Below are 26,792 nucleotides of genomic sequence, written 5' to 3' on the forward strand. Positions count from 1 at the left end.
TCCTACTGGTCGATTGTCACGGCGCCGGAGCCTGATCCGCACGAACTCCACGCGCGGCTGCGTGCCGTCCTCTACATCCAACGTGGGAAAGGTTGAGTCTGTTCCGCTCAAGTTTAGTTATTTTGGCCGCGTGTGAACGGTACGCCGCGACACCCGCCCGATGCGATGAATCACAGCCTCATGGGGTATGGATGCATACGATGACCCTGGCCGTTAGTTGATGCATCAGGGAGCGCTTGCTAGCACGAAGGTGCGAGGCCGCACTCTTCAGCCCGATCAAGGAGCGAATGGATGCGCGCGATTGTCGTACGGAAGTTCGGAGCCACACCCGAGTTGACCGATATGCCGGTCCCCGAGGCCGGAGCAGGCGCGGTCCGCGTGCAGCTCGAGGCGGCGGGCGTCAACCCGTTCGACGCGAAGATGGCCGACGGAATACTGGACGGCAAACTGCCGCACGACTTTCCGATGATCCTCGGGGTGGACGGGGCGGGCACCGTCGCGGCGGTCGGCCCCGGCGTCACCGGGTTCGCCGTCGGTGACCGGGTGGTCGGCAAGTTCCTCAACCCGCCCGCAGGCCACGGCTCGTTCGCCGAGTTCGCGGTCATCCCGGAGAGCGGCATTCTGGTGCGCGTCCCGGAGGCCGTGCCGACCGTCGCGGCCGCGGCGCTACCCACTGCGGGCCTCACCGCACAGGACATGGTGGACGGCACCGAGATCCAGCCGGGCCAGACCGTCCTGATCATCGGCGCCACCGGCGGGGTCGGCTCGTTCCTTGTCCAGTTGGCGAACATGGCGGGCGCGAACGTCATCGCCACCGCCCGCGGCGACGTCGCCGACCAGATGACCAGGCTCGGCGCGGCCGAGACCGTCGACTACACCGCGGGCTCGGTGCGCGAGCAGGTCGCCGCCGGGTATCCCGACGGCATCGACGTCCTCTACGACCTGGTGAGCCCGCCGGAGGCGCTGGCGGAGCTGGCCGGGCTGGTCCGCGACGGCGGCACCGTGTACTCCACCATCGGGTCCGCCGACGAGGACGCCTTGCGCAGCCGGGGCATCCGCGGTGGCAATATCGAATCCAAGGGCGGCGCACGGGAATTGACGCGGCTGCTGGACCGGGTAGCCGAAGGCGACGTGGTGGTTCCGATCGATGCGACCGTTCCGCTGGCCGACGGCGCGAGTGTGATCGGAGCCGTCGGCGCACGCGGCAAGACCGTGCTCGCCATCTGATCCGTCGACCGCCCGTTCCCGAGTTCGGCGGCCCAGCCGAACAGTCGGCACACTGCGAATCGAAGGGGCAGTGCCACCGGAGCCGAGCGTGGGTGTGACCTCGAGCGCAGGCCCGCAACACCGCACGTTTGCCCACCGATTACCGTTTGGCCCGGTCTTCAGGTGCTAACCAACACGACCACGGCATTTTCGGGGATACTGAACAGCGGAGGACCGCCGGTTACGGATATGTCCCCTGGGCAGAACTGAGGGAAAGGAAGCTCCGCGTCGTGGATGCGCGTTCGGCTGCGCTGGTCCGCGCCAACTTCCGTTCGGTAGTCGAGGCACCGAATGGACCCGAACGGTTGGTCAGTGCGTTCTACGGTCACTTGTTCGCCGAGAACCCCCAACTGCGGGAACTCTTCCCCCCTGCGATGGACATGCAGGCCAAGCGGATCGCCACGGCGATCCAGTACGTGCTCGATCATCTCGAGGATTGGGAGCGGGCGCAGAAGTTCCTCGAACAACTGGCGCGCGACCACCGCAAGTACGGGGTCGACGCGGCGCACTACGACGCCGCGGGGCGAGCCTTGCTGTCCGCGTTCCGCGCCTACAACGGCGCGGCCTGGCACCGCGGCCTGGAAGAGGGCTGGCGCGACATCACCATCCTGATCTCCGCGTCCATGGCCATCGGCGCCAACTCCGACAAGTCCCAGCCGTTCTGGGAGGCGACCGTGGTCGGGCACCGCAGGGTGCTGGAGGACCTGGCCATCGTGCGGTTGCAGTCGGAGAGCCCGATCCCCTATCAGGCCGGCCAGTACGTGCCGCTCACGGTGCCGCAGCGGCCGAAGATGTGGCGCTACTTCTCCCCGGCGATCCCGGCGAATCCGTACGGCGAGATCGAGTTCCACGTCCGCAAGATCCGCGGCGGCTGGGTCAGCCCGGCCATCGTGAACGAGACCAGGGTGGGCGACCGCTGGCAGATCGCCGGACCGCTCGGCGGCTTGCACGTCGACCGCGACAGCGGCCGCGACGTGCTGCTGATCGGCGCGGGCACCGGGATCGCGCCGCTGCGCGCCCAGCTGATCGAGATGGGTCAGCGCGGCATCAATCCGCGGGTGCACTTCTTCATCGGCGGCCGCTACCCCTGCGATCTCTACGACGTGGAGAACATGTGGCAGCTTTCGCAGAGCAATCCGTGGCTCACCATCGTCCCGGTCTGCGAACAGAAGACCAATCCGTGGTGGTATCCCCATCCGCCGCAGGAAGAGCCGTACGGCATGCACCGGCGGCTGATCGGTAACCTGGGCGCGGTGGTCGCGAGCTTCGGCGCGTGGGCGGACCGGCAGATCCAGATCGCCGGGTCGGCGAAGATGATCGCGGACACCCGGCGTGCGTTGATCGCGGTCGGTACTCCGGAGCACATCATCAGCTCCGACCCTGTGTGATGTAAGGAGGAGCCCCATGGGGGACGGTAGCGGACGGAGTCCGCGGGGTGGGTGGACACCGGGGGACCCCAGTGCGCTCGGTAATGGCGCACCCTTTCCGGCCGAGTGGACCGCGACGGTCGTCGGACACCATCGAATCCGGCACGATCTCGCGGTGATTCGCCTGATCGGCGAGTTCGTCCCGTTCCTGGCCGGCCAGTCCGTCGAGGTGACGGTGCCGCAGCAGCCGAGCATGCGGCGCAGGCTTTCGCCCGCGCTGCCGCCGTCGCTGGACGGCAAGCTCGAGTTCCACGTGCGCACGGTGCCCGGCGGCTGGTGCAGCGGCTCCATCGTGGCCGACACCAGGCCCGGCGACGAATGGCAGATCCGCGCTCCCCTCGGCAGTTTCGCGGTCGACCCGGCGGGCGAGGAGGTGGTGATGATCGCGGGCGGCACCGGTCTCGCCCCGCTGCGCGCGCAGATCCTGGACCTGGCCCGCGAGCCGGAACCGCCGCCCACCTACCTGTTCTTCGGCGGCCACACCCCGCGCGATCTGTACGCCTCGGACATGCTGTACCTGCTGGCCGGTGAATTGCCTTGGCTCACAGTCATTCCCGTGGTGGAGAGCCCGGACGATCCCAGCTGGGAAGACGAATGGTTCGAGCGCAGCCGCGTCGACATCGGCTTCCCGCCGGACGAGATGCTCTTCGGCACCCTCGCCGAGGTGGTCGGTTCACACGGTGCGTTCGACCACCATCAGGTGCTGGTGTGCGGCTCACCCGCCATGGTCAATGCCACGGTCGATCGGCTGCTCGCCACCGGGACTCCGCCGGAGCGAATCCAATTCGAAGGGCTCTGAACCTCTTTCGGCCGACGGCGTAGCCGGAATCCGGCCGCGGTACTGGGCGCGACCGGATTCCGACTGTGTCCGGGACAACGGGAGGGGTCGAAATCCCGGACGGCCGGTCAGAACAGCGGGTCGTGGCGGATGTTCTTGGCGAGCGTCCCCGCGGCCATCATGCGGAACTTGGTGGTCTGCACCATCGATGGCGAGCCGACGATCTGCACGTCGCGGTCGGCCCAGGCGCCGAAGCTGGCGACCACCTTGCCGATCTGCCCGGTCAGGCGCGGCTCCAGGCCCGCGTGCGCCGGCGCGAGTTCGCCGGAATCGGTGTACCACCAAGGGTTTTCCTCGTGCTCGGTAACCGGTGTCACGGTGAGCCAGCGGTTGGCGACGGCCAGGCTGTTCAGCGTGTCGAGGTCATAGAGGTCGCACGGATGGTGGCCACCGACGAACAGGTGCACCTTCGGGTTGGTCCGCCGCTGCGCCATCGCCATCAACTGGGCCCGCAGCGGCGCGATGCCGGTGCCGCAGCCGACCATCAGCATCTTGCGCTTGGCGTTGCGCGGAATACCGAGACCGCCGAGGGGCGAGCCGAGCAGCCACTGGTCACCGACGGCGGCCTGGCCGACGATCGAGGGGCTGACCCAGCCGCCGAGCACGGCACGGACGTGGAACTCGATCTCCCCGTTGGCATTCGCGGGCACCGCGGGCGACATGTAGCGCCACATCCGCGGCCGCGACGGGACCTGCACGCTCAGGTATTGCCCGGCGGCGTAGGACATCGGCTGGTTCAGCTGTAATCGCAGCACGGTCAGGTTGCGCAGTACCTCGCGGCGTTCCACCACGGTGCCGGTCCAGACCGGTGGCGTGGTTTCCTTGTCCGCCGCGCCGATCATGGTGTCGGCGATGATCTTCAGGCCTTCGTCCCAGGCCCGGTCGACCTCGTCGGTCCACATCTCGGTGCCCGCGTACACCTTCATCGCGGTTTTCAGCGAGACGGCTACGGCGGTGTAATGCGCTGCCTGCACACCGTATTTGCGATGGTCACGCCCGAGCTGGGCGAGGAAGGGCAGGAGCTTGTTCGGCTCTTCGAGCCGGTCCAACGCGTAGCCGATTGCCTTGACAAGGCGATCTCGCTGGGCGTCCATGGCTGCTGGAAAGAAATCGCGGACTTGGGGGTAGTCGGTGAATAGGATCGCGTAGAACGATCTCGCTAATTTCTCCGGCCCCCCTTCCTCCGCAGCAACCGCCTTGAACGTAGTTCTGATCAAAGCGACAGTCCGCGAATCCATTTGTGTCACAACCCCATTTCGCACTCGAACACAAACTGTGCCGGCGAGTGAGGTGCTGCGGGACACTCGTCAGCAGCCGTTGCCAAGGAGTGTAGGCGAGGTTTGCCAGGAGTGGAATCCTCCGTTTAAACAACAAGCGTGTAATTCCGCTGAAACGAGGACACGCCGAGCAAAACACTCACGAAACGGACTGAAAGACCGTAAAAACGGATGAATTCGGTCACGGATACACTGAATATGCACGACTCGATCTGCAAGTTTCACTCAGGCAGCCATCCCAGAGCGACTGCACGGCAACTTCGCTGGGCGCCCGGCCGACTCGACCGGATGCGCGGCACCCGGCACGCCATCGGGGCGCGCGGTGAAAGATGACGAGTAAAGCGGACTTTCGCGCGAGCTCTCAGCGCACTGCCACACACCGCATCTCGGCTTATCTTTGGCTACCCTTCAGAAACCGCGCCGCAGAACCGCTTCGGGCCGCTGACCTCGACGCACGATGAATGCTCCGAGATCAGCGGCCCGATTGTTAGCCAGCCGTATTCAGTATTGTTGCGCTGCGTTCGATCGCTCAAACATTACGGCGGTTACGCGGTTGCCACACCACCAGTGCGGTACTGCGTTGCGGCGGCGAAAGATCGGGCCGATAGCCCGCTCGCAACCGATCCAGCTCGGCCGACAGCTCGGCGACGCGCTGCTGCAATTCCTCGACCTGGTTGGTGAGTTCGATGATGCGTTTGATGCCCGCCAGGTTGACGCCCTCGTCCTGGGACAGCCGCTGCACCTCGCGCAACAGCTCGACGTCCCTGGCCGAGTAGCGTCGCCCGCCGCCCGAAGTGCGTTGTGGCGTTACCAGTCCCAGACGGTCATAGGTACGCAAGGTCTGCGCGTGCATGCCCGCCAGCTGGGCCGCCACCGAGATCATGAAGAACTCGGCACGCGACCCGCCGGACGCCTGCTTCGGATCATGGGACATCAAGCACCTGCCCATCCTGCCCGTGGGTCGAAACCGCTGGCCTTCTCCGCCTCGGCGTAGCGCCGAAGCGCCTCCGCGGCGTTGTCGTCCAGCTTTTGCGGCACCGCGACCTTGACGGTGACCAGCAGGTCACCGGCGCCGCCGCCGCGCTTGGGCACGCCACGACCGCGTACCCGGAGGATGCGGCCGTCCGCGGTGCCCGGCGGCACCTTGACGCCGACGCGCCCCTCCAGCGTGGGCACCGAAACCGTGGTGCCCAACACCAATTCGCTGTAGCTGACCGGCAGCACCAGGGTCAGGTCGTCGCCGTTGCGGCCGAAGACCTTGTCCTGGCTGACGTGCACGCTGACGAACAGGTCACCCGAGGGCGCGCCACGCAGGCCCGCCTCGCCCTGTCCGGCCAGCCGAATCCGTTGTCCGTCACTGACTCCCGGGGGAATCCGCACCGTGATGGTGCGTGTGCGGTTCTGGATGCCGCTGCCGTGGCAGTCGACGCACGGGTCGTCGATGATCGAGCCGGTACCCCGGCAGTCATCGCACGGCTCGCTGAAGCCGAATGCACCCTGGTTGCGGCTGACGATGCCGGTTCCATTGCAGTGCGGGCAGACCCGCGGGCTGGTACCCGGCTTGGCGCCGCTGCCGTGACACGTCGTGCACGGCGACGGACTGGTCATCCGCAGCGGAACGGTGACGCCCTGCGCGGCCTCACGGAAGCCGAGGGTCGTCTCGGTCTCCACATCGGCCCCGCGGCGCGGGCGACTGGTCGTGCGCGTGCCGCCCCGGTTGAACAGGCCGCCGAGCAGGTCACCGAGGCCACCGTCGCCGGCGTTCGCGCCGCCGAAGATGTCACCGATGTTGAAGTCCTGCGAAAAGCCGCCGCCCGCACCGGGAGTGAACCCGCCGCCGCGTGGATAGCCGCCACCCGCGAACAGCTTGCGGGTCTCGTCGTACTCCTTGCGCTTGGCCGGATCCGACAGCACCGCATGCGCTTCGCTGACGGTCTTGAACCGCTCCTCGGCCTTGGCATCACCGGGATTGGCGTCCGGATGCAGGTCGCGCGCGAGCTTGCGGTACGCCTTCTTGATCTCGTCCTGCGAGGCCGTGGAGGAGACACCCAGCTCTTTATAGAAGTCCTTTTCGATCCACTCCCGTTGACTCACCGGATATCTCCTCCTCTCGCGTCTTTATTGTTTGTTCGCGCCGGCATCAGCATCCGATGCCTCTGTCGTTTCGGCCGCGCCGTTGTCGGCCCCGCCATCGGTAACCCCGACCAGCGCGTGCCGAAGCACCCGCTCGCCGAACCGATAGCCCTTACGCATGACGATGCCGATCACCGGGTCGTGCCCGGAGCCCTCGTGCTGCACGGCCTCGTGCAGGGTCGGGTCGAAAGGCTCACCCTCCGAACCGAATTCCTCGAGGCCCTGCTTGTGCAGCGCGGTGGCCAGCTTGTCGGCCACCGACTTGAGCGGTCCGGAGTCCAGGTCGCCGTGTGCCCGGGCCCGATCGAGATCGTCGAGCACCCCGAGCAATTCGGTGACCACGGCGGCCTTGGCGGTGTCGATCGCGGTCTTGCGGTCGCGTTCGACACGGCGCCGGTAGTTGGCGTACTCCGCGGTCAGCCGCTGCAGATCGGCGGTGCGCTCGGCGAGCTCCTTGGTGGTGGCATCGGCCAACAGCTCGGCACCCTTTTCCGTGTCGATGACGGACTCCGCGCCGTTGCCGGTACCGGGCCCGTCGGCGGCCTCGGCCGCCGACGGTTCCCGAACCTCACCCGGCTGCGACTGGTCGCCGCTCAGGTTCCGGTCCTCCGGGTCAATCTTGCGATTGTCCACAAAGGTGATCGGCTCTTGCTCGGAGTCGCGTCGCTCCGAATTGTTGCCGTCGGTCACTTCTTCTCCGTGTCAACCGGCTCGTCCACAACCTCGGCGTCCACGACCTCGTCCTCGGCGTTGTTCGACGCCGACGACCCGTTGCTGGACGCCGCAGCGTCATTGGCCGACGATTCGTAGATCGCCTGGCCCAGCGCCTGCGACTCGGTCGCCAGCTTCTCGACCGCCGCCTTGACCGCGGCGATGTCGGTGCCCTTGAGCGCCTCGTTCGCCTCGGCGATGGCCGCCTCGACCTTGGTCTTGATCTCGGCCGGGACCTTGTCCTCGTTGTCCTTGATGAACTTCTCGGTCTGGTGCACCAGCGACTCGGCCTGGTTGCGGGTCTCGGCCTCCTCGCGGCGGGCCTTGTCCTCGGCGGCGTGCGCCTCGGCGTCCTTGACCATCCGGTCGATCTCTTCCTTGGACAGGCCGGAGCCGTCCTGGATCTTGATCGTGTTCTCCTTGCCGGTGCCCTTGTCCTTCGCGGTCACGTGCACGATGCCGTTGGCGTCGATGTCGAAGGTGACCTCGATCTGCGGCACGCCGCGCGGGGCCGGCGGGATGCCGGTCAGCTCGAAGGAGCCGAGCAGCTTGTTGTGCGAGGCGATCTCACGCTCACCCTGGAACACCTGGATCTGCACCGACGGCTGGTTGTCGTCGGCCGTGGTGAAGGTCTCCGAGCGCTTGGTCGGGATGGTGGTGTTGCGCTCGATGAGCTTCGTCATCACGCCACCCTTGGTCTCGATGCCCAGCGACAGCGGGGTCACATCGAGCAGCAGGACGTCCTTGACCTCACCCTTGAGCACACCGGCCTGCAGTGCGGCGCCGACGGCGACGACCTCGTCCGGGTTCACGCCCTTGTTCGGCTCACGGCCGCCGGTCAGTTCCTTGACCAGTTCGGACACCGCGGGCATCCGGGTGGAGCCACCGACGAGCACGACATGGTCGATGTCGGCCACGTTGATGCCCGCATCCTTGATCACGGACTGGAACGGCGCGCGGGTGCGGTCGAGCAGGTCCGAGGTGATCTTCTGGAACTCGGCGCGGGTCAGCTGCTCGTCGAGGAACAGCGGGTTCTTGTCCGCGTCGACGGTGATGTAGGGCAGGTTGATCGAGGTGCTCTGCGAGGAGCTCAGCTCGATCTTCGCCTTCTCGGCGGCCTCACGCAGCCGCTGCAGCGCCATCTTGTCCTTGGTCAGGTCGATGCCCGCGCTGGCCTTGAACTTGTCGACCAGCCAGGTCACCACGCGCTCGTCCCAGTCGTCACCACCGAGGTGGTTGTCACCGGAGGTGGCGCGGACCTCGACGACGCCCTCGCCGATCTCCAGCAGCGAGACGTCGAAGGTGCCGCCACCGAGGTCGAAGACCAGGATGGTCTGTTCCTTGTCGCCCTTGTCCAGGCCGTACGCCAGCGCCGCCGCGGTGGGCTCGTTGACGATGCGCAGCACGTTCAGGCCGGCGATCTGGCCTGCTTCCTTGGTGGCCTGCCGCTGGGCGTCCTCGAAGTACGCGGGCACGGTGATGACCGCGTCGGTGATCTCCTCACCGAGGTAGGCCTCCGCGTCGCGCTTCAGCTTCATCAGGGTGCGCGCGCTGATTTCCTGCGGGGTGTACTTCTTGCCGTCGATCTCGACAGTCCAGTCGGTGCCGATGTGGCGCTTGACCGAGCGAATGGTGCGGTCGACGTTGGTGACGGCCTGGTTCTTGGCCGGCTGGCCGACCAGTACCTCGCCGTTCTTCGCGAACGCGACGATCGACGGGGTGGTGCGCGATCCTTCCGAGTTGGCCACGACGACCGGTTCTCCGCCTTCGAGTACGGCGACGACCGAGTTCGTGGTCCCGAGGTCGATTCCGACCGCACGAGCCATTGTGGTTCCTCCTATTTGACGTACTGACATGTGTCGGTGCCTGGGCGGTTGCGCCCTGCGGCCTGGTCTTGCCTTATGCCGCGAGACCTCGCCCCAAGCACCTGGCGGAGCACGGTCCCAGCAACGCTGAGCGTGGTCGGCTCAATCCTGCCCCCAATGATGATCGGGAGTCAACTCAAACTTGAGTCAGACACACTCAACGTTGTCGAATAGCTCAACGGACAGCAGACGCGGATCATTCCCGAACGACGACATCGATTTCGTCCGCTCGCGATTGTCCTCGCCGGACCCGGCCGCGACCACCCCGTGGTGCAATAACACGCGCGGCGGGTGTGATCCCGGCGGGAAGGAGTCACGGTGTCGACGAAGACGCGGTCATGGTGGGGTTGGGGCAACGTCGAGGACGCGGTAGTCGGCGCTGAGCGGGCGGCACTGACCGAGCGCGTAGCGGCCATCCTGCCCGGCGCCGATCTGACGGCACACAAGCCGCCGCCGATCGAAACGCTGGCGCTGCCCGCACCGCGGATCGCGGCACCGGAGGCCTTGGCCGAGCTCGTTTCCGTCGACCCCGCCGATCGTGCGGCGCATGCACACGGACAGGCGTTCCGCGATGTCGTCCGAAATCTCTTGGGCGAGGTACGAACTCCGCCCGACCTCGTCATGCGGCCGCGCACCGAAGCCGACATCGTCGACGTGCTCGATTGGGCGAGCCGGGCGAATATTGCCGTAATCCCGTTCGGCGGTGGCACTTCCGTGGTCGGCGGGGTGGAGCCGCGGCTCGACGGCACCTTCGCCGGTGCGGTGAGCCTCGATCTGGGCGCACTCGACCGCGTCCTGGAGATCGATCCCGTCAGTCGCGCGGCGCGGATTCAGGCGGGTGTGTTCGGGCCCGCGCTGGAAGACCAACTGCGCGAGGCGAAGCTGACCCTGCGGCATTTTCCGCAGTCGTTCGAGTTCTCCACCCTCGGCGGCTGGCTGGCCACCCGGGCCGGTGGGCACTTCGCGACGCTGTACACCCACATCGACGACCTGGTCGAGTCGATGCGGGTGGTGACGCCCGCGGGGATCAGCGAGTCCCGCCGGTTGCCCGGCTCCGGTGCCGGGCCAGCGCCGGACCGGATGTTCCTGGGCTCCGAGGGCACGCTCGGCGTGATCACCGAGGCCTGGCTGCGGCTACAGGACCGGCCGCGGTGGCGGGCAACGGCTTCGGTGCATTTCGACGATTACGACCGCGCGGTGGCCGCCACCCGCGCCATCGCGCAGTCCGGCCTGTATCCGACCAACTGCCGGCTGCTCGATCCCGCCGAGGCCTTCCTCAACGCCGGCGCGGCGACCGCGGGCGGGGTGCTGGTGCTCGGCTTCGAATCGGCGGATCACCCGACGCGGCCGTGGATGGAACGGGTCGTCGAGATCGCCGTCGAGCACGGCGGCGCATTGCCCGAGCCCGTGCGCTATGTGGATTCGGACACGAACACCCACACCGGCGGCACCGCCGACACCTGGCGCTCCTCTTTCCTGCGCATGCCCTACCAGCGCGACGCGCTCGCCGCCCAGTCGATGATCACCGAGACGTTCGAAACCGCCTGCACCTGGGACAGATTCGCGGAACTGAAGGCCGCCGTGACCACCGCCGCGAACGACGCGATCCGGGCGGTCGGCGCGACCGGCGTGGTCACCTGCCGATTCACCCACGTCTACCCGGACGGGCCCGCACCGTATTTCGGTATTTACGCCGCAGGGCGCTGGGGCAGCACGGTCGCGCAGTGGGACGACATCAAAGCCGCAGTCTCCGAGGCACTCTCGGCCGCGGGCGGGACGATCACCCACCACCACGCGGTGGGCCGAGATCACCGGCCGTGGTACGACCGGCAGCGCCCGGAGCCGTTCGCGCTGGCGCTGCGCGCCGCCAAATCCGCGCTCGATCCGGCGGGCATCCTGAATCCCGGTGTGCTCCTGTGAATTACCGCGCCACGGTCAATGCGGCATCCGTTCGCCGGTGAGACCGGGGTGAACTCCCGGGCGTAGCCCGTTGCTCGCGGCCGTTCGCTGCAACAGCCGCAGCAGCGTCGTTCGTTCCTCGGCGGCGAGTTCGGCGAACAGTTCGGCGTCGAGGCGGGCCACCACCTGCTGTGCGCGGGCCAGTACGTCGTGCGCGGCGGGCAGCAGATAGACGGCGTGGGCGCGGCGGTCGGTCGGGTGCCTGCGTCGTTCGACGAGCTCGCGCTGCTCCAGCTCGTCGACGAGACCGACCATCACATTGCGATGGATGCCCAGCGTCTCGCCGAGCCGCTGCTGGGTTTGCCCGTCGTGTTCGCGCAGTAGCCGCAGCATGCCGAAGTGCCGGGGGCCGATGCCGATCGGGGTGAGCAGCTCGCCGAATCGGGCACCGGTATAGGCGCCGAGCTGGCCGAGCAGGAAGGCCGGTTGCTCGGACAGCGGCGGAAACCTCGGATCGGTCACGCTGTCAGCATACCTATACGCACCTAACTTGATTGTTCTATTGATTGATAATCACTTGAGGTGCATAGTTTGGATATGGATATTCTGGTTATCGGCCGCGGCCCGAGCGTGGTGGCGTCCGGCCTCGAACTCATTCGCGCACAAGGGTTCACCGCACACGGCGTGACCGCCGACGAAGACGCACTGGCGGCGCTCGCGGCCGGTCCGGTCGGCCTGCTGCTGATCGGCGGTGGCGTAGAAAGCGATTCGAGCGCGGCGTTGAAAGAAAAGGCCGAACAGCACGGCGTCGCGGTGCTCGAGGCCGTGCGCAAAGGTCGCGACCTGGAAACCTACCTCCGGGAAGAGGTGTTCCCCGTACTGCGCGGCCGGCAGTGAAAATGCCTGTGGGCTGGAGTGTTTCGCACTCCAGCCCATCGGACCGCCGTCAGGCGTGCACGAGCTGCTCGGGCAGCTCGTCCGGGTCGGCGATCGCGCTGCGGCGCAAGCCGGTCGCGGCGATCACGCCGGCCAGGACCGCGGCGACAACCGGAACGATCAGCGCGGTGCGCAGTCCGTCCATGCCGACACTGCCCGCAGTGACCGCCGCGACGTTCACCGCGGTCACCACCGAGATGCCCAGCGCCGCACCGAATTGGATTGCGGTGTAGAGCAATCCACCCGCCAGGCCGTGCTCCTCCGCCGCGATATCGTCGGTGCCCGCGATGGTCAGCGGTCCGTAGACCAGCGCGAAGGCCACGGCGAGCAGCAGCATCGTCGGGAGCATGGCGAGATACGTGCGATCCAGGTCCGTCGGCAGGAACAGCACGTAGGCGAGCGCCGCGAGGACCGTGCCACCGAAGATCACCCGAACATTGCCGAACCGGCGCACGAACCAGGGCGTCAGCAGCGGAGCGAGGATCGCGTCCAGACCGAGCACCGCCATCGCCAAGCCGGTCTGCACCGTGCTCCAGCCGCGCACTTCCTGGAAGTACAGCGTCGCCAGGAACTGGAATCCCATGAACGAGGCGATGAACAGCACCGCGACCAGGTTGGTGCGCACCAGCGGGACCGAACGCAGGATGCCGAGCCGGACCAGCGGTGTGGCGGTGCGGCGTTCGTTCACGACGAACAGTGCGAGCGCCGCCAGACCGCCGGCGAAGGACGCCACCGTCAGCCCCGGATTGTCACCGGGATGCTCCAGCCGGACGACACCGTAGACGAGCAGCAGCATCGCAGCGGTCACGCTCAACGCACCGAGCAGATCGAAGCCGCCCCGAACCCGCTGCGGCACACCGGAATCCCGGATCGTGACGATCGCAGCCACCAAGAGCACGGCCGAGACGAGCACCGGCACGAAGAACACCCAGCGCCACCCGAACGCGGTCAGCAATCCGCCGACCACCATACCGAGCGAGAAACCGCCCGCCGCGACGCCCGCGTAGAACATCAGCGCCTTGTCGCGCACCGCCCCCTCGGCGAAGTTGGTGGTGATCAGCGAGAGACCGGCCGGGGCGAGGAACGCCGCGGCCACCCCGGTGACGAAGCGGGCGGTCAACAGCATCCACCCGGTGGTGGCGAATCCGCCGAGTCCGGAGAACACCAGGAACACCGTCAGCCAGAACAGGAACATCCGCCTGCGGCCGAGCAGGTCGGCGGCGCGGCCACCGAGCAGCACGAACCCGCCGTAGCCGAGCACGTACGCCGACACCACACCGCTGAGCATGCCGGTGGACAGGCCGAGTTCGGCCCGGATCGAGGGCAGCGCGACGCTCAGCATCCCGACGTCGATGCCCTCCATGAATATCGCGCCGCACAACACCGCGAGCACGCCCCAGGCGCGGCCGGACATCTCGGTAAAGACCTCGGCGGCTCTGGATTTCACCATCACGACTCCCCGAACACAGTAGGTTCCCCACAATGGGGTCGGTTACCTCTTGATACCGAGGAGAAGTCTCAGGCAGAATCGACGACTATGGAAGACGGCACTTTGAAGTCACCGGGGCACTGCGGGGATACCGCCGCCGACTTCGACGTTTCGCACTGGGACGCCCGCGCCGACTGCGAGGTGCGGCAGATCCTCGATCGCGTCGCCGACAAGTGGTCGCTGCTGGTGATCGCGCTGCTGGACGAGCGAAGCCTGCGGTTCACCGAACTCAAGCGCAAGATCGACGGCGTCAGTCAGCGGATGCTCACCCGCACACTGCGGCATCTCGAACGCGACGGGCTGGTCGAGCGCACCGTGTATCCGACCGTGCCGCCGCGGGTCGACTACGCGCTGACCCCGCTCGGCGCCAGCCTGCACACCACCATCAAGGCCTTGGTTACCTGGACCGAAGGGCATCAGAACGAGATCGCCGCCGCGCGCAACGCCTACGATCGCCGCGCTGCTCAGGACGAACTGACGCCCCTCTGACTCGCGCCGGGCTATCTCGATCGCTGGAAAGCGGCAGGGGTGGCTGATCGCGCAGTAGCGTGGTCAGCGACGCCGATTCGAGGAGTTCATCATGCGGGCTGCCGTCGTCACCAACTCGAAGTTCGAGGTCACCGACTTACCGACGCCGATACCCGGGCGCGGGCAGCTGCTGATCAACGTATCGCGCTGCGGCATCTGCGGTTCCGACCTGCATGTCCGCAACCATGCCGACGAGGTGGCCGAGCTGAGCGCGGTCACCGGGTACGACTCGTTCATGCGGTCGGATCAGAGCGTGGTGCTCGGGCACGAATTCAGCGGCGAGGTGGTGGATTACGGCCCGGGGTGCCGGAAGCGGTGGCGGGCAGGCACTCCGGTGGTGGCGTTGCCGATCGTGCGGCACGGTGCGAAGCCGCAGCTGACCGGTCTGTCGGTCGAGGCACCCGGCGCCTACGCCGAGCAGGTGATCGTCCAGGAGTCGATGACGATGCCGGTGCCGAACGGGCTGTCCGCCGAACATGCCGCGCTCACCGAACCCATGGCGGTGGCCTGGCACGCGGTGCGCCGCGGTCGAGTGGGCAAGCGGCAGCACGCTTTTGTCATCGGCTGCGGGCCGATCGGCCTCGCGGTGATCAGCATGCTGAAGGCGGCGGGCGTGCGCACGGTGGTCGCCAGCGACTTCTCCCCGCGCCGCCGAGAACTCGCGGCCGCCTGCGGCGCGGACATCGTCGTCGACCCGGCCACCGACTCCCCCTGGACCGCCGCACGCACCCGCGGTCGAATCAACGGCGTCACCGACATTCTCGAGCTCGGCTTCGACACCATGGACCGCCTGCGCCGCGTCCCGAACCTGCCCTGGTGGTATGTCTTCCGCCTCGCACACACCCTGAACGCGGGTCCGTCCGGTCCCGTCATCTTCGAATGCGTCGGCGTCCCAGGCATTCTCGACCAGATCATCACCGCCGCACCCCCACTGTCCCGCGTGGTCGTCGTCGGCGTCTGCATGGAAGCCGACCGCATCCGCCCCGCCATGGCCATCAACAAGGAGATCGAACTCCGCTTCGTCTTCGGCTACGACCCCGGCGAATTCCGCGACACCCTCCACCTCCTCGCCGAAGGCAAGGTCGACCCCGCCCCCTTGATCACCGGCACAGTAGGCCTCAACGGCATCGACACCGCCTTCACCACCCTCGCCACCCCCGACCACCACGCCAAAATCCTCATCGACCCCACCAGCCCCGCCACCACCCCCTGACGCGGCTGCCTCGGCGCACGGATCAGTGGGCGGCGTCGAGGACTTCTTCGGCGAGTTTGTCGTCCAGGGTGATTCGGACGAGGGCGGCGGCCAGGGCGGCGGTGTGGTCTTTGGGGGCCAGGGCGGCGAGTTCGGCGGGGGTGGATGGGAGGTTGATGCGGTCGGCGCCGCGTAGGGCACGTTCGTCGAAATGGGGGGCGGCCCAGGGCCAGACGTCTTGGATCTCGCGGAGGAAGATGTCGCTGCCGGTGGGGCCGATGCCCTGGAACTCTTGCAGGAGTTGGGCGGCGCGCTTGGGGTCGTGGTCGGCTTCGTCGGCGAGATTGCGCAGGTCACCGTCGTAGCGGTCGAGGACCTGGGCGGCGTTGGCGCCGAGGCGGGTGGCAGTGCTCTCGTCGTAGCGGCGGTAGTGGGCGCGGCCGAGGGCGTCTACGAGTTCCTGCCAATCGGCGTCGGCGACGCGCTGCGGGGTGCGACAGCCGGTGGCGACCAGTTCGCGGGCGGCGGCTACGGCGATATCGGCGGAGATCCTGGTGCTCAACAGCTCCGCGAGCATGAGCAGCTGGAACAGCTGTGCGGGTTTGTCGTCGAGGTGGATGCCCGCCTCCGCCGCGTATCCGGTTCCGGCGCGGTCGAGCAGCGCGTGCACTACCTTCTGTTGGCTCATCGCGACCTCCTTGTTCGGATACCGGTCGCCTACCCGACGGCACCGGCTTCACACCGATCCGATGTCGGTCGTCCGAGATGGGCGGAAAGCACGGCTTCCGGAGTTCACGGTGCCGATAGTTTCGTACGCGCGGTAGTCCACCGGTCGCCCAGTATCTGATCGGCCCCGAGCAGGCGCCGACCTGGCGGCGTTGCGCAGGTTTACCGGTGACCCGAACTAGCCGGGCAACAGACTGAGCGTGCCCTCGGCGCTGCGGGCGGCGGTGAGACAAGCGGTGCTGGTGAACTGGTCCGCGAGCGGGTGCCGGGCCCGGGCTCGCCATTTGCGCACCGCGGCAACGGCCTGGTCCCGCTGCACCGAGGGCGCGGCGTCGACCGGCAGTCCGAGGCGCAGGTGCGGGGCGATGCCGGAACCACCGATGAGGCGGTGCAGTTCGGCGAGATCCGCTGGTGGCAAGGTCAATTCGTCGGTTCGGAGGCGACCGAGCAGGCGGAGCTCGGCGAAACCGTGTACATCGGCGAGTAGGGTGCGCACGCGCGGCAGCAGGGTGTCGGCCGCGCTGCCCGGGTACGCGGTCAGGACGCGTGCGAGGGCGGTGAGGGCCGAGTGCGCCTTGAGTTGATCGGCGCGCTGGCCGAATTGGACATCGAGCACTGAGCGCAGCTCGTCCACGCCGCTGCGCGTGGTCAATTCTGCTGCCAGCGTGGCGGAGTCGCGCACGCCGAGCCGAATCAGGGTGACCGCCATCCGAATACCGAACAGGCCGAACCGTTCCGCGAGCTGGGCTCTGAGTTCCGGTGCCACCGGCAGCGCGACATCGGAGCGTGCGAAGCGATCCGCGGACAGCAGGGCCGCACTCAGCTCGTCGACCGGAACACCGGCCAGCGCCTCGAACGCCGCGTACTCCTGTTGGCGCAGTGTGGCCGCGGCGAACGCGAGCAGCCCGGCGACCGGAATCACGGCCTGGCACAGCCCTGTTCGCTCCAGCTCCCCGGCGAAGCGGGTCGCGACGTCGCGCGCCGAATGCAGCGCGTCGATCCGGCCTGCGCCGATCTCGTCGGCCCTGGACACGACGCCGACGACGCCGAGCGGGCCCGGCAATCCGGAAAGGCCCGGCCCCGCAGTGGTTCCCGCGCCCACCCGCTCGAGGAACCGGACGTCGGCCGCGTCGAGCCTGCGCAGCAGGTACACCACCGCGTCGGCGCCCGGAACCGCGATACTCTGCTCGCCCTCCGGCGTGAGCAGCCGAGCCGTGCGCTGCGACACCTCCCGCGACAGCGAGGAGGTGCCCGGCGTATCAATGATGGTCGTGTCGGCCAGCGCCGCAGCGGGCCATTCGACCTCGAGGTGATCGACCTCGCGCGGCGCGGGCGCGTTCCAGGTCAACCGCTCCAGGTCGAAGGTCAGCCCGTGCGTACCGCCGCCGCGGCGCACCACCACATTCGCGCGGGCGCCGTCGCCGGCGTGCGCGGTCACGCTCGGGGTGGAACCGTAGCGGTACCAGGTGACGACCCTGGTGCACTCGGTCGCGTCGGTCGGTGCGATGTCTTGCCCGACAAGGGAATTCAGTAGCGTGGATTTGCCGGCCTTCAACGAACCGGCGAGCGCCACACGTAACGGTTGATCGAGGCGACCGGCGCACTCGGCGAGCATGGCCCGCGGTCGCGGTTCGCTCGCCAGCGCGGCACGCGCCGCGCCGATCAGTCGATGGGCCTCGGCAACTATTCCTGGCGCAGCGCCGCCCGCACGTCTCACGGGGCAACCGTACCGACCGAGAGGCTCGGCAGCGCGGCCTGCATGGCTTCGGCGTATCTGCCCAGCTCAGCGACCACGTTCAGCTGCCGCTCGAGCACCGCGCCACGCTCGGCCCGGCGCGCGTTGGCCATTGTCGCGGCCTCCTGCGCGGCCCGCAGCGAATCATCGATCGACCGCAGGCTCCGCTCGGCCACACCGGCATAGTGGTCGCGCAGCGCGCGGTGGATGCGGTGCAGCCGGTCCTTGGATTCCTTGCCCGTCTGGAACGCCACATCGTCGACGAACCGGCGGACGGCCGCCTTCGCCTCGGTGCGCCGCCGGGCCAGTCTGGCCTGTTTGTCGTCACGGAAGGCCTTGCCGCCCACCACGAGTCCGGCGCCGAGCGAGATCGGGTTGAGTAGTGCGAGTCCGGCGAAAGTACTGGCCAGCCCGACCATAAGCACGCCGCCGTAGGAGCCGCGCATGCCGACGAGCAGTTTGCTGCCGAAACCGATGTCCGGCTCCAGGTCGGCGAGGGTGCCCGCGCCGACATGGCTGCCTGCGCCGGCGGTGTCGGACCGGACGTCCGGAAGATCGGTGGTGCCTGCATCGCTGAAATGCTCGGCGACCCGCTGGGCGAGTTGCAACGCGCGCGAGTGGGTCCAGAGCAGGTTGTCGCCGATCGCCGTATCGATGGTGCCGGTGAGGTATTCGGCGATCCGCTCCCAATGCCGGCCCGGGTCGTGGTCGTCGATCCACTCCTCGGTGGTTCTGGCGATGCCGCGCAACCGATCTCGCAGGTCGTGGTCGACATCGCCCGCCAGGTCGGTGATGCCGTCGGCCAGCGTCTGCTGCCAGGCGGCGGTGCGGCGGTGCAGTTCCTCGGCCGAGGTCCGGGCGGCCTGCAGTTCGCGGACCGCCGCCGCGCCACGCGCCGGATCGCGGACCGCGACCAGCTCACTGCCCAGTGCCAGCGCCAGATGTTCGGCGGCGGAACGGATGTCGCGGGCCACCGCGGCGCGGGTGGCGAGCTGGTCGCGGGCCACCACCTGGTCGCGCAGGAATTGGTAGAGCACGCCGAAGCCCGACTCGAGGCCCAGCTGTTGATCCTGCAGGCGCAGCGCGTGGCTGCGCAGCAGCGAGGACACCGCGATCATCGGCACGTCGAGACCGGCCGTGGCGAGGTGGCGCTGGTCGGCCTCGTGTACCTGGCGCCAGTGCGGGTAGAGGTCGGTCTTGGTCAGCAGCAGCGCGACGGTGGGGCACAGCTCCCGGACCTGACGCAGGAACGCGAGTTCCGGCTCGGTGAGCTCGGTGGACGCGTCGGAGAGCACCAGCACCGCGTCCGCGGCGGACACCATGCCGAGCACGCTTGCCGCATAAGAACTTCCGTGCCCGCCGACACCTGGCGTGTCGACCAGCACGATGCCATCGGCCAGCAGTGCGTTGGGTACCTGGATTTCCAATCGCAGGATCCGCCGCCCCTGGGCCAGCGGTGAGCGGGCGGAGATCGTGCCGATCTCGGTGAACGGCACGAGCACTCGGGTCTCCGGACCGCCGGAGTCGCCGCCGGGACCGGTGAGCACCAGCTCGGCCTTCGGCTCGGGGCCGTGCGCGAGCAGCGTAGTGACCGTGGTGGTCACGTCGTCGCCGACGGGGCAGATCTCCAAATTGAGCAGCGCGTTGACGAAGCGGCTCTTGCCCTGATCCAGCTGTCCCGCAATGACAATGCGCCGACGCGGGTCGCGGACCCGATCGGCGGCCACCTCGAGGCGGCCGACCAGGTCGGTGCGCCCTGCGGCGCGGGCCGCCGCGATGGTTTCGCCGAGTACCGACAGTAGCGGTACCGCCGGTGGTGTGGCGTTCGGTGCGGGCGTCCCCATCGCGGTATCGACCTCTTCCAGTGGCTCGAGCATTGTCGGTGCGGCGGCGCAGGCCTTGTCGGTGCGCCGCCGCAGGCGTGGTCAGTGCGGCGGCGTCAGTGCAGCATCGCGTCGCCGGAGAGATCCGCACCGGCGTTGCCGGTCAGATCCGCGTCCGCATCGCCGAACAGTCCGGTGTCGCCGTGCAGACCAGCGGAACTGTCCAGCCCCGACCCGAACGCACTCGAAACATCAAGGGACGACCAGGGGTTCGCGCTCGCCCCGACGCCGCCACTCAATCCGGCACCGGTATCGACCGCGCCCTGCGTGGTGCTACCGACCGAACCACCGAGGCCCGCAGTCGTATCCACGGCGCCGTGTGCCGTACCACCGAGCGTCGCGCCGGTATCCACAGCGCCCTGTGCAGTACCGCCGAGTGAACCTTCGAGCCCCGCAGCGGTATCCACAGCTCCCTGCGCAGTACCGGCCAGCGAACCGCCAAATCCCGCACCGGTATCGACGGCACCTTGTGCAGTACCGCCGAGCGAACCGCCCAGCCCCACAGCGGTATCCACAGCTCCCTGGGTAGTCCCGCCCAGCGACCCACCGAGACCAGCGCCGGCGTCAACAGCGCCCTGCGCAGTACCGGCCAGCGAACCACCCAGGCCCGCACCGGCATCCACAGCCCCTTGGGCAGTGCCGCCCAGCGAACCACCGAGACCGGCACCGGCATCCACCGCGCCGCCGATACCTGTGGACAAATCCGCACCGAGCCCGGTCTCCAGTCCGGTCGCCACCTGACCACCTGCGTCGATGACGCCGCCGAGCCCGGTCTCCAGACCTGTCCCCAGCTGTGCACCGGCGCCGACCGCACCGTCGAGCCCGGCGTTGAGCCCCGTCTCCAAACCTGTCCCCAGCTGTGCACCAGCACCGGCCGCACCGTCGAGTCCAGCCGAAAGTCCAGCTCCCAGACCGGCTTCGGCACCTGCCGCAGCGCCGAGCCCGGCGTTCAGCCCGGTCTCCAAACCTGTCCCCAGCTGTGCACCAGCACCGGCCGCCCCGTCGAGTCCAGCCGAAAGTCCAGCTCCCAGACCTGCCCCGGCATCCACCGCGGCGCCGAGCCCGGTCTCCACACCGGTCACCACCTGCGTGCTCGCATCCACCGCACCACCGATCTGAGCCCCGGCATCGAGCACACCATCGAGACCGGTGGACAACCCGGTCTCCACCCCCGAACCCAGCTGCGCACCGGCGTTGATCGAACTATCCACACTCGTCCCCAGCCCGGCGCCGAGATCAGCACCCACCTGCGAACCCGCACCTAGCACCGCACCGACACTGCCGGACAGCCCTGTCTCCAGACCAGAACCGACCTGTGCCCCCGCATTCACCGCGCCACCCACCGCGGTGGACAGGTCGCCACCGATTTCAGTGCCCGCGCCTACCGCCGCACCGAGTCCGGTGGCCAGTTCACTCTCCAGACCGACGGCCGAATTCACTGCTCCACCAATGGATGTCGACAAGCCGCCGGCCAACTGGCTTCCGGCATCCACCGCGCCCTGCACACCGGCATTCACGCCGGCACCGAGACCAGCACTCGCGTCGAGACCGGTCGTCACACCCGTCTGCACCGCACCCTGCAACCCGCTGGACAGGTCGGCACCCACCTGGCCGCCGGCACCGAGCGCGGCATCGAGACCGGTAGCGAGTCCGGTCGTGGCTTGTCCCACCGCACCGAGCGCACCGCCGAGCCCAGCGGACAAGCTCGTTTCGAGCCCCGTCCCCACCTGCAGTCCGGCATCGACCGCACCCTGCACATCGGCACCGATGCCGGTGACCGCCTGCCCGGCCACGCCGAGCGCCCCACCGACCGCGGCGGACAGATCCGCGCCGATGCCTGCGACGGTCCCCAGCCCTGCCGAAAGACCGGCACCGAGATCAGCGCCGACCTGCAGGCCGGTGTCGATCGCGGTGTTCAGTCCCGCGTTGAGATCGATACCCGCACCGACCTGGCCACCCAGATCGAGGCCCAGGTCGGCGCCGATGTTCAGGCCTGCATCGGCCGCCGCGGCGGCACCGACGGTGCCCGCCGCACCGAGCACGGCGGCAGCACCGGTCTGCGCACCCGCGGCCACGATCGCCGACAACTGGGAGCCGCCCGCGACCAGCGCCGACTCGGCGACCATCGGGGCGACGGCGGCGATGTCCTCGGGGGTGACCGCAGGCAAACCCGCCGCCACCAGCGCCTGCGTCGGGTTGGCGCAGTAGCCGACCGCTGCCTCGTGGTCGCGCAGCAGGTTGAGGATGAACTCGAGAATCGCGTTGGGTGTCATCAGAAACATCTCCTGAGAGCCGGCGGACCTCCGCGATCCGCATCGTTGGAATGCATTTCACGCTAGGGGCGCCGCGCGTTACGCATAACGGGGCCGACCCCCACAACTCACCCGAGCCCGCCCTTAGGGGCTGTCACGGCATTAGGGGAATTTCCCCGGAACTTCCCCGAAACCGGTAACGGCGGACAGCCAGCAACCGAAACAACAGGTGCATCGGCGTGCTCGCACCGCCTTTCGCACTCGGACTACACAGCAGCGACACCGGACCACAGAGTTTTCGAACGGGGTTCACGAATGACACAGCGTCTGGCGCTCGGCATCACTGTCGGGGCGTCGAATTCGGTCGCCGCGGCGGCAGCGGGCGATGACGGCGACAGCGTGCGCACGCACCCCAGCGTGCTGCGGCTGGTGGCCGACGCGCCGCCCACCTTCGGCACCGCCGCGCGAGCCACCGGACGGCACTCCAGCGACGTGCTGCTCGAGGGCTTCCTGGCCAGGGTCGGCGATCCGGTGGACATGCTCGCCGAGGACGGCACCGAGCATTGCGCCGCCGACCTCGTCGCCGCGGCCATCACCTGCCTGATGGACGAGATCGGCACCGGCGCACGCGAATCCGGCGTCACCGTGGCCTGCTACCCGGCGTGGTGGTCGCGGCACACGGTCGACATCCAGCGCGCCGCCCTCGATCGGGCGGGGCTGCGCGAGGTGACCCTGATGCCCGAACCCACCGCCGCGGTCCGCTGGCTCGAAGCCACGCAGGGCCCGCTCGGCGACGGCGCGGTCCTCGTGTACGACCTCGGCGCCACCGGTCTGACCGTCTCGGTGGTGCGCACCGGCGATCACGCGAGCCTGCTCGGCACACCACTGCGGACCACGGACGTCGCCGGCGCCGAATTCGATCTACTCACCATGCGCTACGTTCTGGCAAACGCTGCGGCGGCAAATGATTTCGACCCGTACGACCCGGTAGTGGAACGGGAATTGTCGGCATTGCGCGAGCGCTGCAGAACGGCGAAAGAAGACCTCTCGATAAATACCGCGACCGTCGTGCGGGCGGGGTTGAATCCGGCGGCCGCACATACCAGCAACGTGCGTTTGGTGCGCGGCGAACTGGAGGACCTGCTGCGCGGGCCGCTGCTGAGCTCGATCGACCTGATCCGCGACGCGGTGCACCGCGCCGGGCTCGACATCGGCGACATCAGCCGCGTCCTGCTCACCGGTGGCGGCGGCGCGATTCCGTTGGTCGCCGAACTGATCTCGACCGAATTCGGCCTTCCGGTCGTCGCCGCTGCCCACCCCGCACACACCAGCGCCCGCGGCGCCGCCGCGCTGGCCGCCGAGCTGGCGTCCGTCACCGTCGAGCGCGCACCGACCGCAGTACCCGCGCCGACCACCAAAGAGCTGCCCGCGGTGGCGATTTCGCCCTTGCCGGTGGCCGGGAAGCCACGCAGGCCACGGTTGCGCGGCAAGCAACGCGCCACGATCGTCGCCGGTGCCGCGGTCGTCATCGCCCTGCTGGCCACCGGCACCGCCGCGATCGGCACCGGCATCCAGTCCGGCTCGAACCCGGCCTCGACCGAGCAGTCGTCCCCGGCGCGCGCGGCGGAGATCGCCGCGACCACCGGCGGACAGGCCACCGATCCGGCCGACCCCAACGCCCCGGTCGCCGCGACGGACTCGGCCGCCGCCACCGCGGGCCGCCCGAAAGCCGATGCGGGACAGCCCGGTTCCCCGACCGCGACCACGGTGGCCGTGGTGCACAGTCAGCCCGCCGCCGACCAGCCCGCCGCACCGCCCGCGGCCCCCGGTGCGCCGCAACCGGCCCCGCAGCCGCAACCCGCACCTGCCCCCGCGCCCGGTAACCAGCCCGCACCGCTGCCCCCGCCGCAGGCCCCGAGCCTGCCGACCGGCGTACTGAAGGACCCCATCGATTCCGTCGGCAACACCGTCGGCACCGTGTTGCGCGCACCCGGCGAGATCCTCGGAGGAAACGGTGGCTGACGTTGCGTTCGACACCCTGCCGTCCGCACGCGAGATCCTCCGGGAGCTGGACTCCGCCGACCACGAACCGGTCGTCTACCTCATCCGGGGTCGCTCGCAAACCGGTAAATCCACGCTGCTCAACGAGATCCGCACCCGACTCCGCGCCCGCGGTATCCCCCTCCAGGACGTGCTGACCGCCCACGGCGCCGAGCCGATCGTCAGCTCCCCCAACGGATCTGCTCCGTCGACGGGACTTCGCCCCGCGCTGATCGTCGACAATGCCCACACACTGAGCCAGGCGGATCTCGAATACCTGCGCGGCACCGTGGAATTCGGGCAGCACACGGTCGTGATCGCGACCCAGCCGCGCCCGCACGACCTGCGCCTGCGCGCGCTGGCCGACACCGTCGCCCGCCGCGGCCGGGTGGTGGATCTGCGCGCCCTCGGCGTGGCCGACATCGCCCCGTTCGCCAGGGAGCTCGGCATGATGGTGCCGCGCCAGGTGTCCCAGCACATCCACCGGCAGACCGACGGCATCCGCGGCGGCGTGGTCGCCGCGCTGACCGCCGCCTGCTCGGCCCGGCTCGACGCGGGCATCGGCGCGGTCGACGCCGCCGTCGCCGCGTGGGCGCGCTCGCTACTGGACAACCTCGCGCCGGACCTGCTGGAAACCCTCGTCGTCGCGACCACCGGCGCGGGCCTGGACGCCAGCGAGCTCACCGAGGTGCTCGGCGTGGAACCCGTTGCCGCACAGCAGCTCATCGATCGGGCCAGGGCCAGCGCCCTGGTCACCGATGCCGACCTGCTGCTCACCCCGGCCGTCGCGCCGCTGCGCACGCTGCTCGGCGACCGCCGGTTCGTCGCGGTCCAGCGCAAGCTGCTCGGCGCGCGACTCGACGCGGGACTGCTGCGTGACCACACCGCGCTGCTGCTCGCCGAATCCGGCGTCCGTGACCCGCGGCTGGCCGAATTCCTGTCCGCCGCAGCGGAAAAGGCGGGGCGCGAAGCGGTGCGCTACTACGCGGCGGCCGCCGCGACCGGCGCCGACCCCGATGTCATCGCGCTACGCTGGGCCGAGGCGGCAGGCCGCAACGGCGACGGCGAAACGGCCATGCGCCTGGCCGAGCCGGTGCTGGCCCGCTCCGGGGTGTCCGGCGCGGACCTCGCCGACGCGGTGCGGATCTGTGCCGCCGCGCTGACCCGGCGCGGCCTGGTCGCCCGTGCGGCGCAACTGTATTCGTGGCTGGGCGCGCAGCGCGTCGGCGCGGATTGGGCCATCGGGGCGACCGTCCTCTCGCTCGCGGGCGACCGATCCGGCGCGGTGGAGATGTCCGGCTCCGCCACGCAGTGGCCGCCGACCGAGGCCAACGCCCATGCCAGGCTGATCGCCACCGCACTCGCCGGTTCACTGAACGGACACGGCGGCGCCGACGAAAGCCCTACCGTGCCAAGGCTGTCCGCGAACGGCACGGGCGCGGCGGTCTCCGCGCTGGTCCAGGCCGCACACGCGGACTCGGGCGTCGACCGATTCCTGCCCTGCACGGCGGTCTCCATCGCGACCCTGCTCTGCCTCGGCACCGGCGAGCCACGCCGGGCAGGCGACGCGCTGCGCCGGGCAACGGCCAGCGGCCTGCGCTGCCATCAACTCGAGGTACTCGCGGCCTGGGTGGCCATGCTGAGCGGTGACGAACGCGCCGCGGCCGCCACCGTCGCCGCGCTCGATCACGACTCGCTCGACGTGCGCGACCGGCTGCTCGCACACGGTGTCACCGTCGGCCTGGCCAGGCGTACCGGCGATCATGCCGCGCTCGCCAAGGCCTGGCAGGCGGCCTACCTGATGTTCGACGACGTGGAGGCCGACCTGCTCGCGCTGCTCCCGATCGGCGAACTGTGGCTGGCCGGAATCCGCTTGCGTGACGAAGGTCGCATCGCGCCCCTGGTCGACTCCGCGCTGGCCCTGCTCCGCCGGTTGCACGAACCGCCCGCCTGGGCCAACGCCTTCCACTGGTACGGCGTGCAGGCCGCGATCCTGCACGAGAGCCCGCAGGAGTTGCTCCCGCATGCCCGGCCGCTCAAGGCCGCGGCCGAAGCCGGCGATCGGCACGCCGCCATCCTCGCCGACGCGGGCCGCACCTGGGTGCTGGTGCTGCGCGGTCAGGTCTCGGCCAAGCCCGTCGAGGCGGCCGTCGCGGGCTTGAGCGAGATCGGCATGACCTGGGACGCCGCCCGGCTGGCCAGCGAGGCTGCCCTCGCCGCCGCCGACGCGCCGACCGCGACCGCGCTGCTGAAGCTGGCCCGCACGGTCCGCGCCGACGCCAGGCCGCAGGACCCGATCCGGCCGGCGAGTCCGACGCCGCCGCAGGGCAGCAAGCCCGCCCCCGACCCGGCCGTCGGCGAGCCGACGGCGATCCTCAGTGAACGCGAACGGGAAGTCGCCGAGCTGGTTCTGCTCGGTTTGACGTACCGCGAGATCGGCGCCCGCCTGTACATTTCCGCCAAGACGGTGGAGCATCATGTCGCCCGTATTCGGCGCCGGATCGGTGCCCGGTCCCGATCGGAGCTATTGTCGATGCTCCGTGCCATGGGACATGGCTCCCTGCTGGTGTGACCAGCGAGTACGGATTCGTCAGC

20 protein-coding genes are annotated in these 26,792 nt (G+C 69.0%); 9 read left to right on the forward strand and 11 right to left on the reverse strand.

Going from position 1 to position 26,792, the window contains the following annotated elements:
* The first annotated feature begins 291 nt into the window (after positions 1-291).
* From IBX18_RS02960 to IBX18_RS02970, 3 genes are all read left to right on the forward strand, one after another.
* Positions 292-1,227: an NADP-dependent oxidoreductase gene (locus IBX18_RS02960; protein WP_194832203.1), complete on the forward strand. Its 936-nt coding sequence runs from the start codon at positions 292-294 to the stop codon at positions 1,225-1,227.
* 269 nt (positions 1,228-1,496) lie between these two features.
* Positions 1,497-2,654, forward strand: coding sequence for an FAD-binding oxidoreductase (locus tag IBX18_RS02965; RefSeq protein WP_194832204.1), 1,158 nt, complete (start codon positions 1,497-1,499; stop codon positions 2,652-2,654).
* A 16-nt stretch (positions 2,655-2,670) separates the two neighbouring features.
* Positions 2,671-3,492, forward strand: coding sequence for an FAD-binding oxidoreductase (locus tag IBX18_RS02970; RefSeq protein WP_194832205.1), 822 nt, complete (start codon positions 2,671-2,673; stop codon positions 3,490-3,492).
* Between the two features lie 107 nt (positions 3,493-3,599).
* On the opposite strand, the gene IBX18_RS02975 is transcribed toward IBX18_RS02970, so the two are convergent.
* From IBX18_RS02975 to dnaK, 5 genes are all read right to left on the reverse strand, one after another.
* Entirely contained in the window at positions 3,600-4,769 is a 1,170-nt protein-coding gene (locus IBX18_RS02975) for a globin domain-containing protein (protein ID WP_194832206.1), read from the reverse strand.
* A gap of 568 nt (positions 4,770-5,337) precedes the next feature.
* A complete protein-coding gene (locus tag IBX18_RS02980; protein WP_135233867.1) occupies positions 5,338-5,742 on the reverse strand; it encodes a heat shock protein transcriptional repressor HspR in 405 nt (134 codons plus the stop codon).
* Entirely contained in the window at positions 5,742-6,902 is a 1,161-nt protein-coding gene (gene dnaJ / locus IBX18_RS02985) for a molecular chaperone DnaJ (RefSeq protein WP_107659807.1), read from the reverse strand. The genes IBX18_RS02980 and dnaJ overlap by 1 nt, the downstream gene beginning before the upstream one ends.
* 24 nt (positions 6,903-6,926) lie before the next feature.
* Entirely contained in the window at positions 6,927-7,631 is a 705-nt protein-coding gene (grpE, locus tag IBX18_RS02990) for a nucleotide exchange factor GrpE (protein WP_194832207.1), read from the reverse strand.
* On the reverse strand, positions 7,628-9,478 hold the full coding sequence (gene dnaK / locus IBX18_RS02995; RefSeq protein WP_107659809.1) for a molecular chaperone DnaK: 1,851 nt from the start codon (positions 9,476-9,478) through the stop codon (positions 7,628-7,630). Before dnaK ends, grpE begins: the two co-directional genes overlap by 4 nt.
* Before the next feature lie 357 nt (positions 9,479-9,835).
* On the opposite strand from dnaK, the gene IBX18_RS03000 reads away from it, so the two are divergent.
* Positions 9,836-11,437, forward strand: a complete 1,602-nt coding sequence (locus tag IBX18_RS03000) for an FAD-binding oxidoreductase (RefSeq protein WP_194832208.1) — start codon at positions 9,836-9,838, stop codon at positions 11,435-11,437.
* A 15-nt stretch (positions 11,438-11,452) separates the two neighbouring features.
* On the opposite strand, the gene IBX18_RS03005 is transcribed toward IBX18_RS03000, so the two are convergent.
* Positions 11,453-11,938, reverse strand: a complete 486-nt coding sequence (locus tag IBX18_RS03005) for a MarR family winged helix-turn-helix transcriptional regulator (protein WP_194832209.1) — start codon at positions 11,936-11,938, stop codon at positions 11,453-11,455.
* Between the two features lie 75 nt (positions 11,939-12,013).
* Here IBX18_RS03005 and IBX18_RS03010 point away from each other — a divergent pair, with 75 nt between their 5' ends.
* Complete coding sequence (locus tag IBX18_RS03010; RefSeq protein WP_194832210.1) at positions 12,014-12,313, forward strand: hypothetical protein; 300 nt, start codon at positions 12,014-12,016, stop codon at positions 12,311-12,313.
* A 49-nt stretch (positions 12,314-12,362) separates the two neighbouring features.
* On the opposite strand, the gene IBX18_RS03015 is transcribed toward IBX18_RS03010, so the two are convergent.
* Positions 12,363-13,802, reverse strand: coding sequence for an MFS transporter (locus IBX18_RS03015; RefSeq protein WP_228540274.1), 1,440 nt, complete (start codon positions 13,800-13,802; stop codon positions 12,363-12,365).
* Positions 13,803-13,889: 87 nt separating this feature from the next.
* Between IBX18_RS03015 and IBX18_RS03020 the strand changes: the two genes are divergently transcribed.
* Together IBX18_RS03020 and IBX18_RS03025 are read left to right on the forward strand one after the other, a co-directional pair.
* Positions 13,890-14,330 carry a helix-turn-helix domain-containing protein gene (locus IBX18_RS03020; protein WP_194832211.1) on the forward strand — a complete coding sequence of 147 codons (441 nt, stop codon included), beginning with the start codon at positions 13,890-13,892 and terminating at the stop codon, positions 14,328-14,330.
* 91 nt (positions 14,331-14,421) lie between these two features.
* Positions 14,422-15,582, forward strand: a complete 1,161-nt coding sequence (locus IBX18_RS03025; RefSeq protein ID WP_194832212.1) for a zinc-binding dehydrogenase — start codon at positions 14,422-14,424, stop codon at positions 15,580-15,582.
* Between the two features lie 22 nt (positions 15,583-15,604).
* Here IBX18_RS03025 and IBX18_RS03030 read toward each other — a convergent pair whose 3' ends face one another.
* From IBX18_RS03030 to IBX18_RS43020, 4 genes are all read right to left on the reverse strand, one after another.
* The gene (locus IBX18_RS03030) at positions 15,605-16,249 is read right to left on the reverse strand and encodes an endonuclease (protein WP_194832213.1); all 645 of its coding nucleotides are present in this window, start codon (positions 16,247-16,249) and stop codon (positions 15,605-15,607) included.
* A gap of 216 nt (positions 16,250-16,465) precedes the next feature.
* On the reverse strand, positions 16,466-18,004 hold the full coding sequence (locus IBX18_RS03035) for a dynamin family protein (RefSeq protein ID WP_194832214.1): 1,539 nt from the start codon (positions 18,002-18,004) through the stop codon (positions 16,466-16,468).
* Positions 18,001-19,866 carry a dynamin family protein gene (locus IBX18_RS03040; RefSeq protein WP_194832716.1) on the reverse strand — a complete coding sequence of 622 codons (1,866 nt, stop codon included), beginning with the start codon at positions 19,864-19,866 and terminating at the stop codon, positions 18,001-18,003. The genes IBX18_RS03035 and IBX18_RS03040 overlap by 4 nt, the downstream gene beginning before the upstream one ends.
* Before the next feature lie 95 nt (positions 19,867-19,961).
* Positions 19,962-22,178 (reverse strand): IniB N-terminal domain-containing protein, encoded by a 2,217-nt coding sequence (locus IBX18_RS43020; RefSeq protein ID WP_194832215.1) that lies wholly within the window; start codon positions 22,176-22,178, stop codon positions 19,962-19,964.
* Between the two features lie 294 nt (positions 22,179-22,472).
* Here IBX18_RS43020 and IBX18_RS03050 point away from each other — a divergent pair, with 294 nt between their 5' ends.
* Together IBX18_RS03050 and IBX18_RS03055 are read left to right on the forward strand one after the other, a co-directional pair.
* A complete protein-coding gene (locus IBX18_RS03050; protein ID WP_194832216.1) occupies positions 22,473-24,179 on the forward strand; it encodes an Hsp70 family protein in 1,707 nt (568 codons plus the stop codon).
* Positions 24,172-26,769 carry a LuxR C-terminal-related transcriptional regulator gene (locus tag IBX18_RS03055; protein WP_194832217.1) on the forward strand — a complete coding sequence of 866 codons (2,598 nt, stop codon included), beginning with the start codon at positions 24,172-24,174 and terminating at the stop codon, positions 26,767-26,769. Before IBX18_RS03050 ends, IBX18_RS03055 begins: the two co-directional genes overlap by 8 nt.
* Positions 26,770-26,792: the final 23 nt, after the last annotated feature.

It is taken from the genome of Nocardia sp. XZ_19_369 (assembly GCF_015355715.1).
GTDB lineage: Bacteria > Actinomycetota > Actinomycetes > Mycobacteriales > Mycobacteriaceae > Nocardia.

Coding starts and splice junctions, on each gene's coding strand:
- IBX18_RS02960 (WP_194832203.1), top strand. CDS start 292: ATGCGCGCGATTGTCGTACGGAAGTTCGGAGCCACACCCGAGTTGACC.
- IBX18_RS02970 (WP_194832205.1), top strand. CDS start 2,671: ATGGGGGACGGTAGCGGACGGAGTCCGCGGGGTGGGTGGACACCGGGG.
- IBX18_RS02975 (WP_194832206.1), bottom strand. CDS start 4,769: ATGGATTCGCGGACTGTCGCTTTGATCAGAACTACGTTCAAGGCGGTT.
- IBX18_RS02980 (WP_135233867.1), bottom strand. CDS start 5,742: ATGTCCCATGATCCGAAGCAGGCGTCCGGCGGGTCGCGTGCCGAGTTC.
- dnaK (WP_107659809.1), bottom strand. CDS start 9,478: ATGGCTCGTGCGGTCGGAATCGACCTCGGGACCACGAACTCGGTCGTC.
- IBX18_RS03010 (WP_194832210.1), top strand. CDS start 12,014: ATGGATATTCTGGTTATCGGCCGCGGCCCGAGCGTGGTGGCGTCCGGC.
- IBX18_RS03015 (WP_228540274.1), bottom strand. CDS start 13,802: ATGGTGAAATCCAGAGCCGCCGAGGTCTTTACCGAGATGTCCGGCCGC.
- IBX18_RS03020 (WP_194832211.1), top strand. CDS start 13,890: ATGGAAGACGGCACTTTGAAGTCACCGGGGCACTGCGGGGATACCGCC.
- IBX18_RS03025 (WP_194832212.1), top strand. CDS start 14,422: ATGCGGGCTGCCGTCGTCACCAACTCGAAGTTCGAGGTCACCGACTTA.
- IBX18_RS03030 (WP_194832213.1), bottom strand. CDS start 16,249: ATGAGCCAACAGAAGGTAGTGCACGCGCTGCTCGACCGCGCCGGAACC.
- IBX18_RS03040 (WP_194832716.1), bottom strand. CDS start 19,866: ATGGGGACGCCCGCACCGAACGCCACACCACCGGCGGTACCGCTACTG.
- IBX18_RS43020 (WP_194832215.1), bottom strand. CDS start 22,178: ATGACACCCAACGCGATTCTCGAGTTCATCCTCAACCTGCTGCGCGAC.
- IBX18_RS03050 (WP_194832216.1), top strand. CDS start 22,473: ATGACACAGCGTCTGGCGCTCGGCATCACTGTCGGGGCGTCGAATTCG.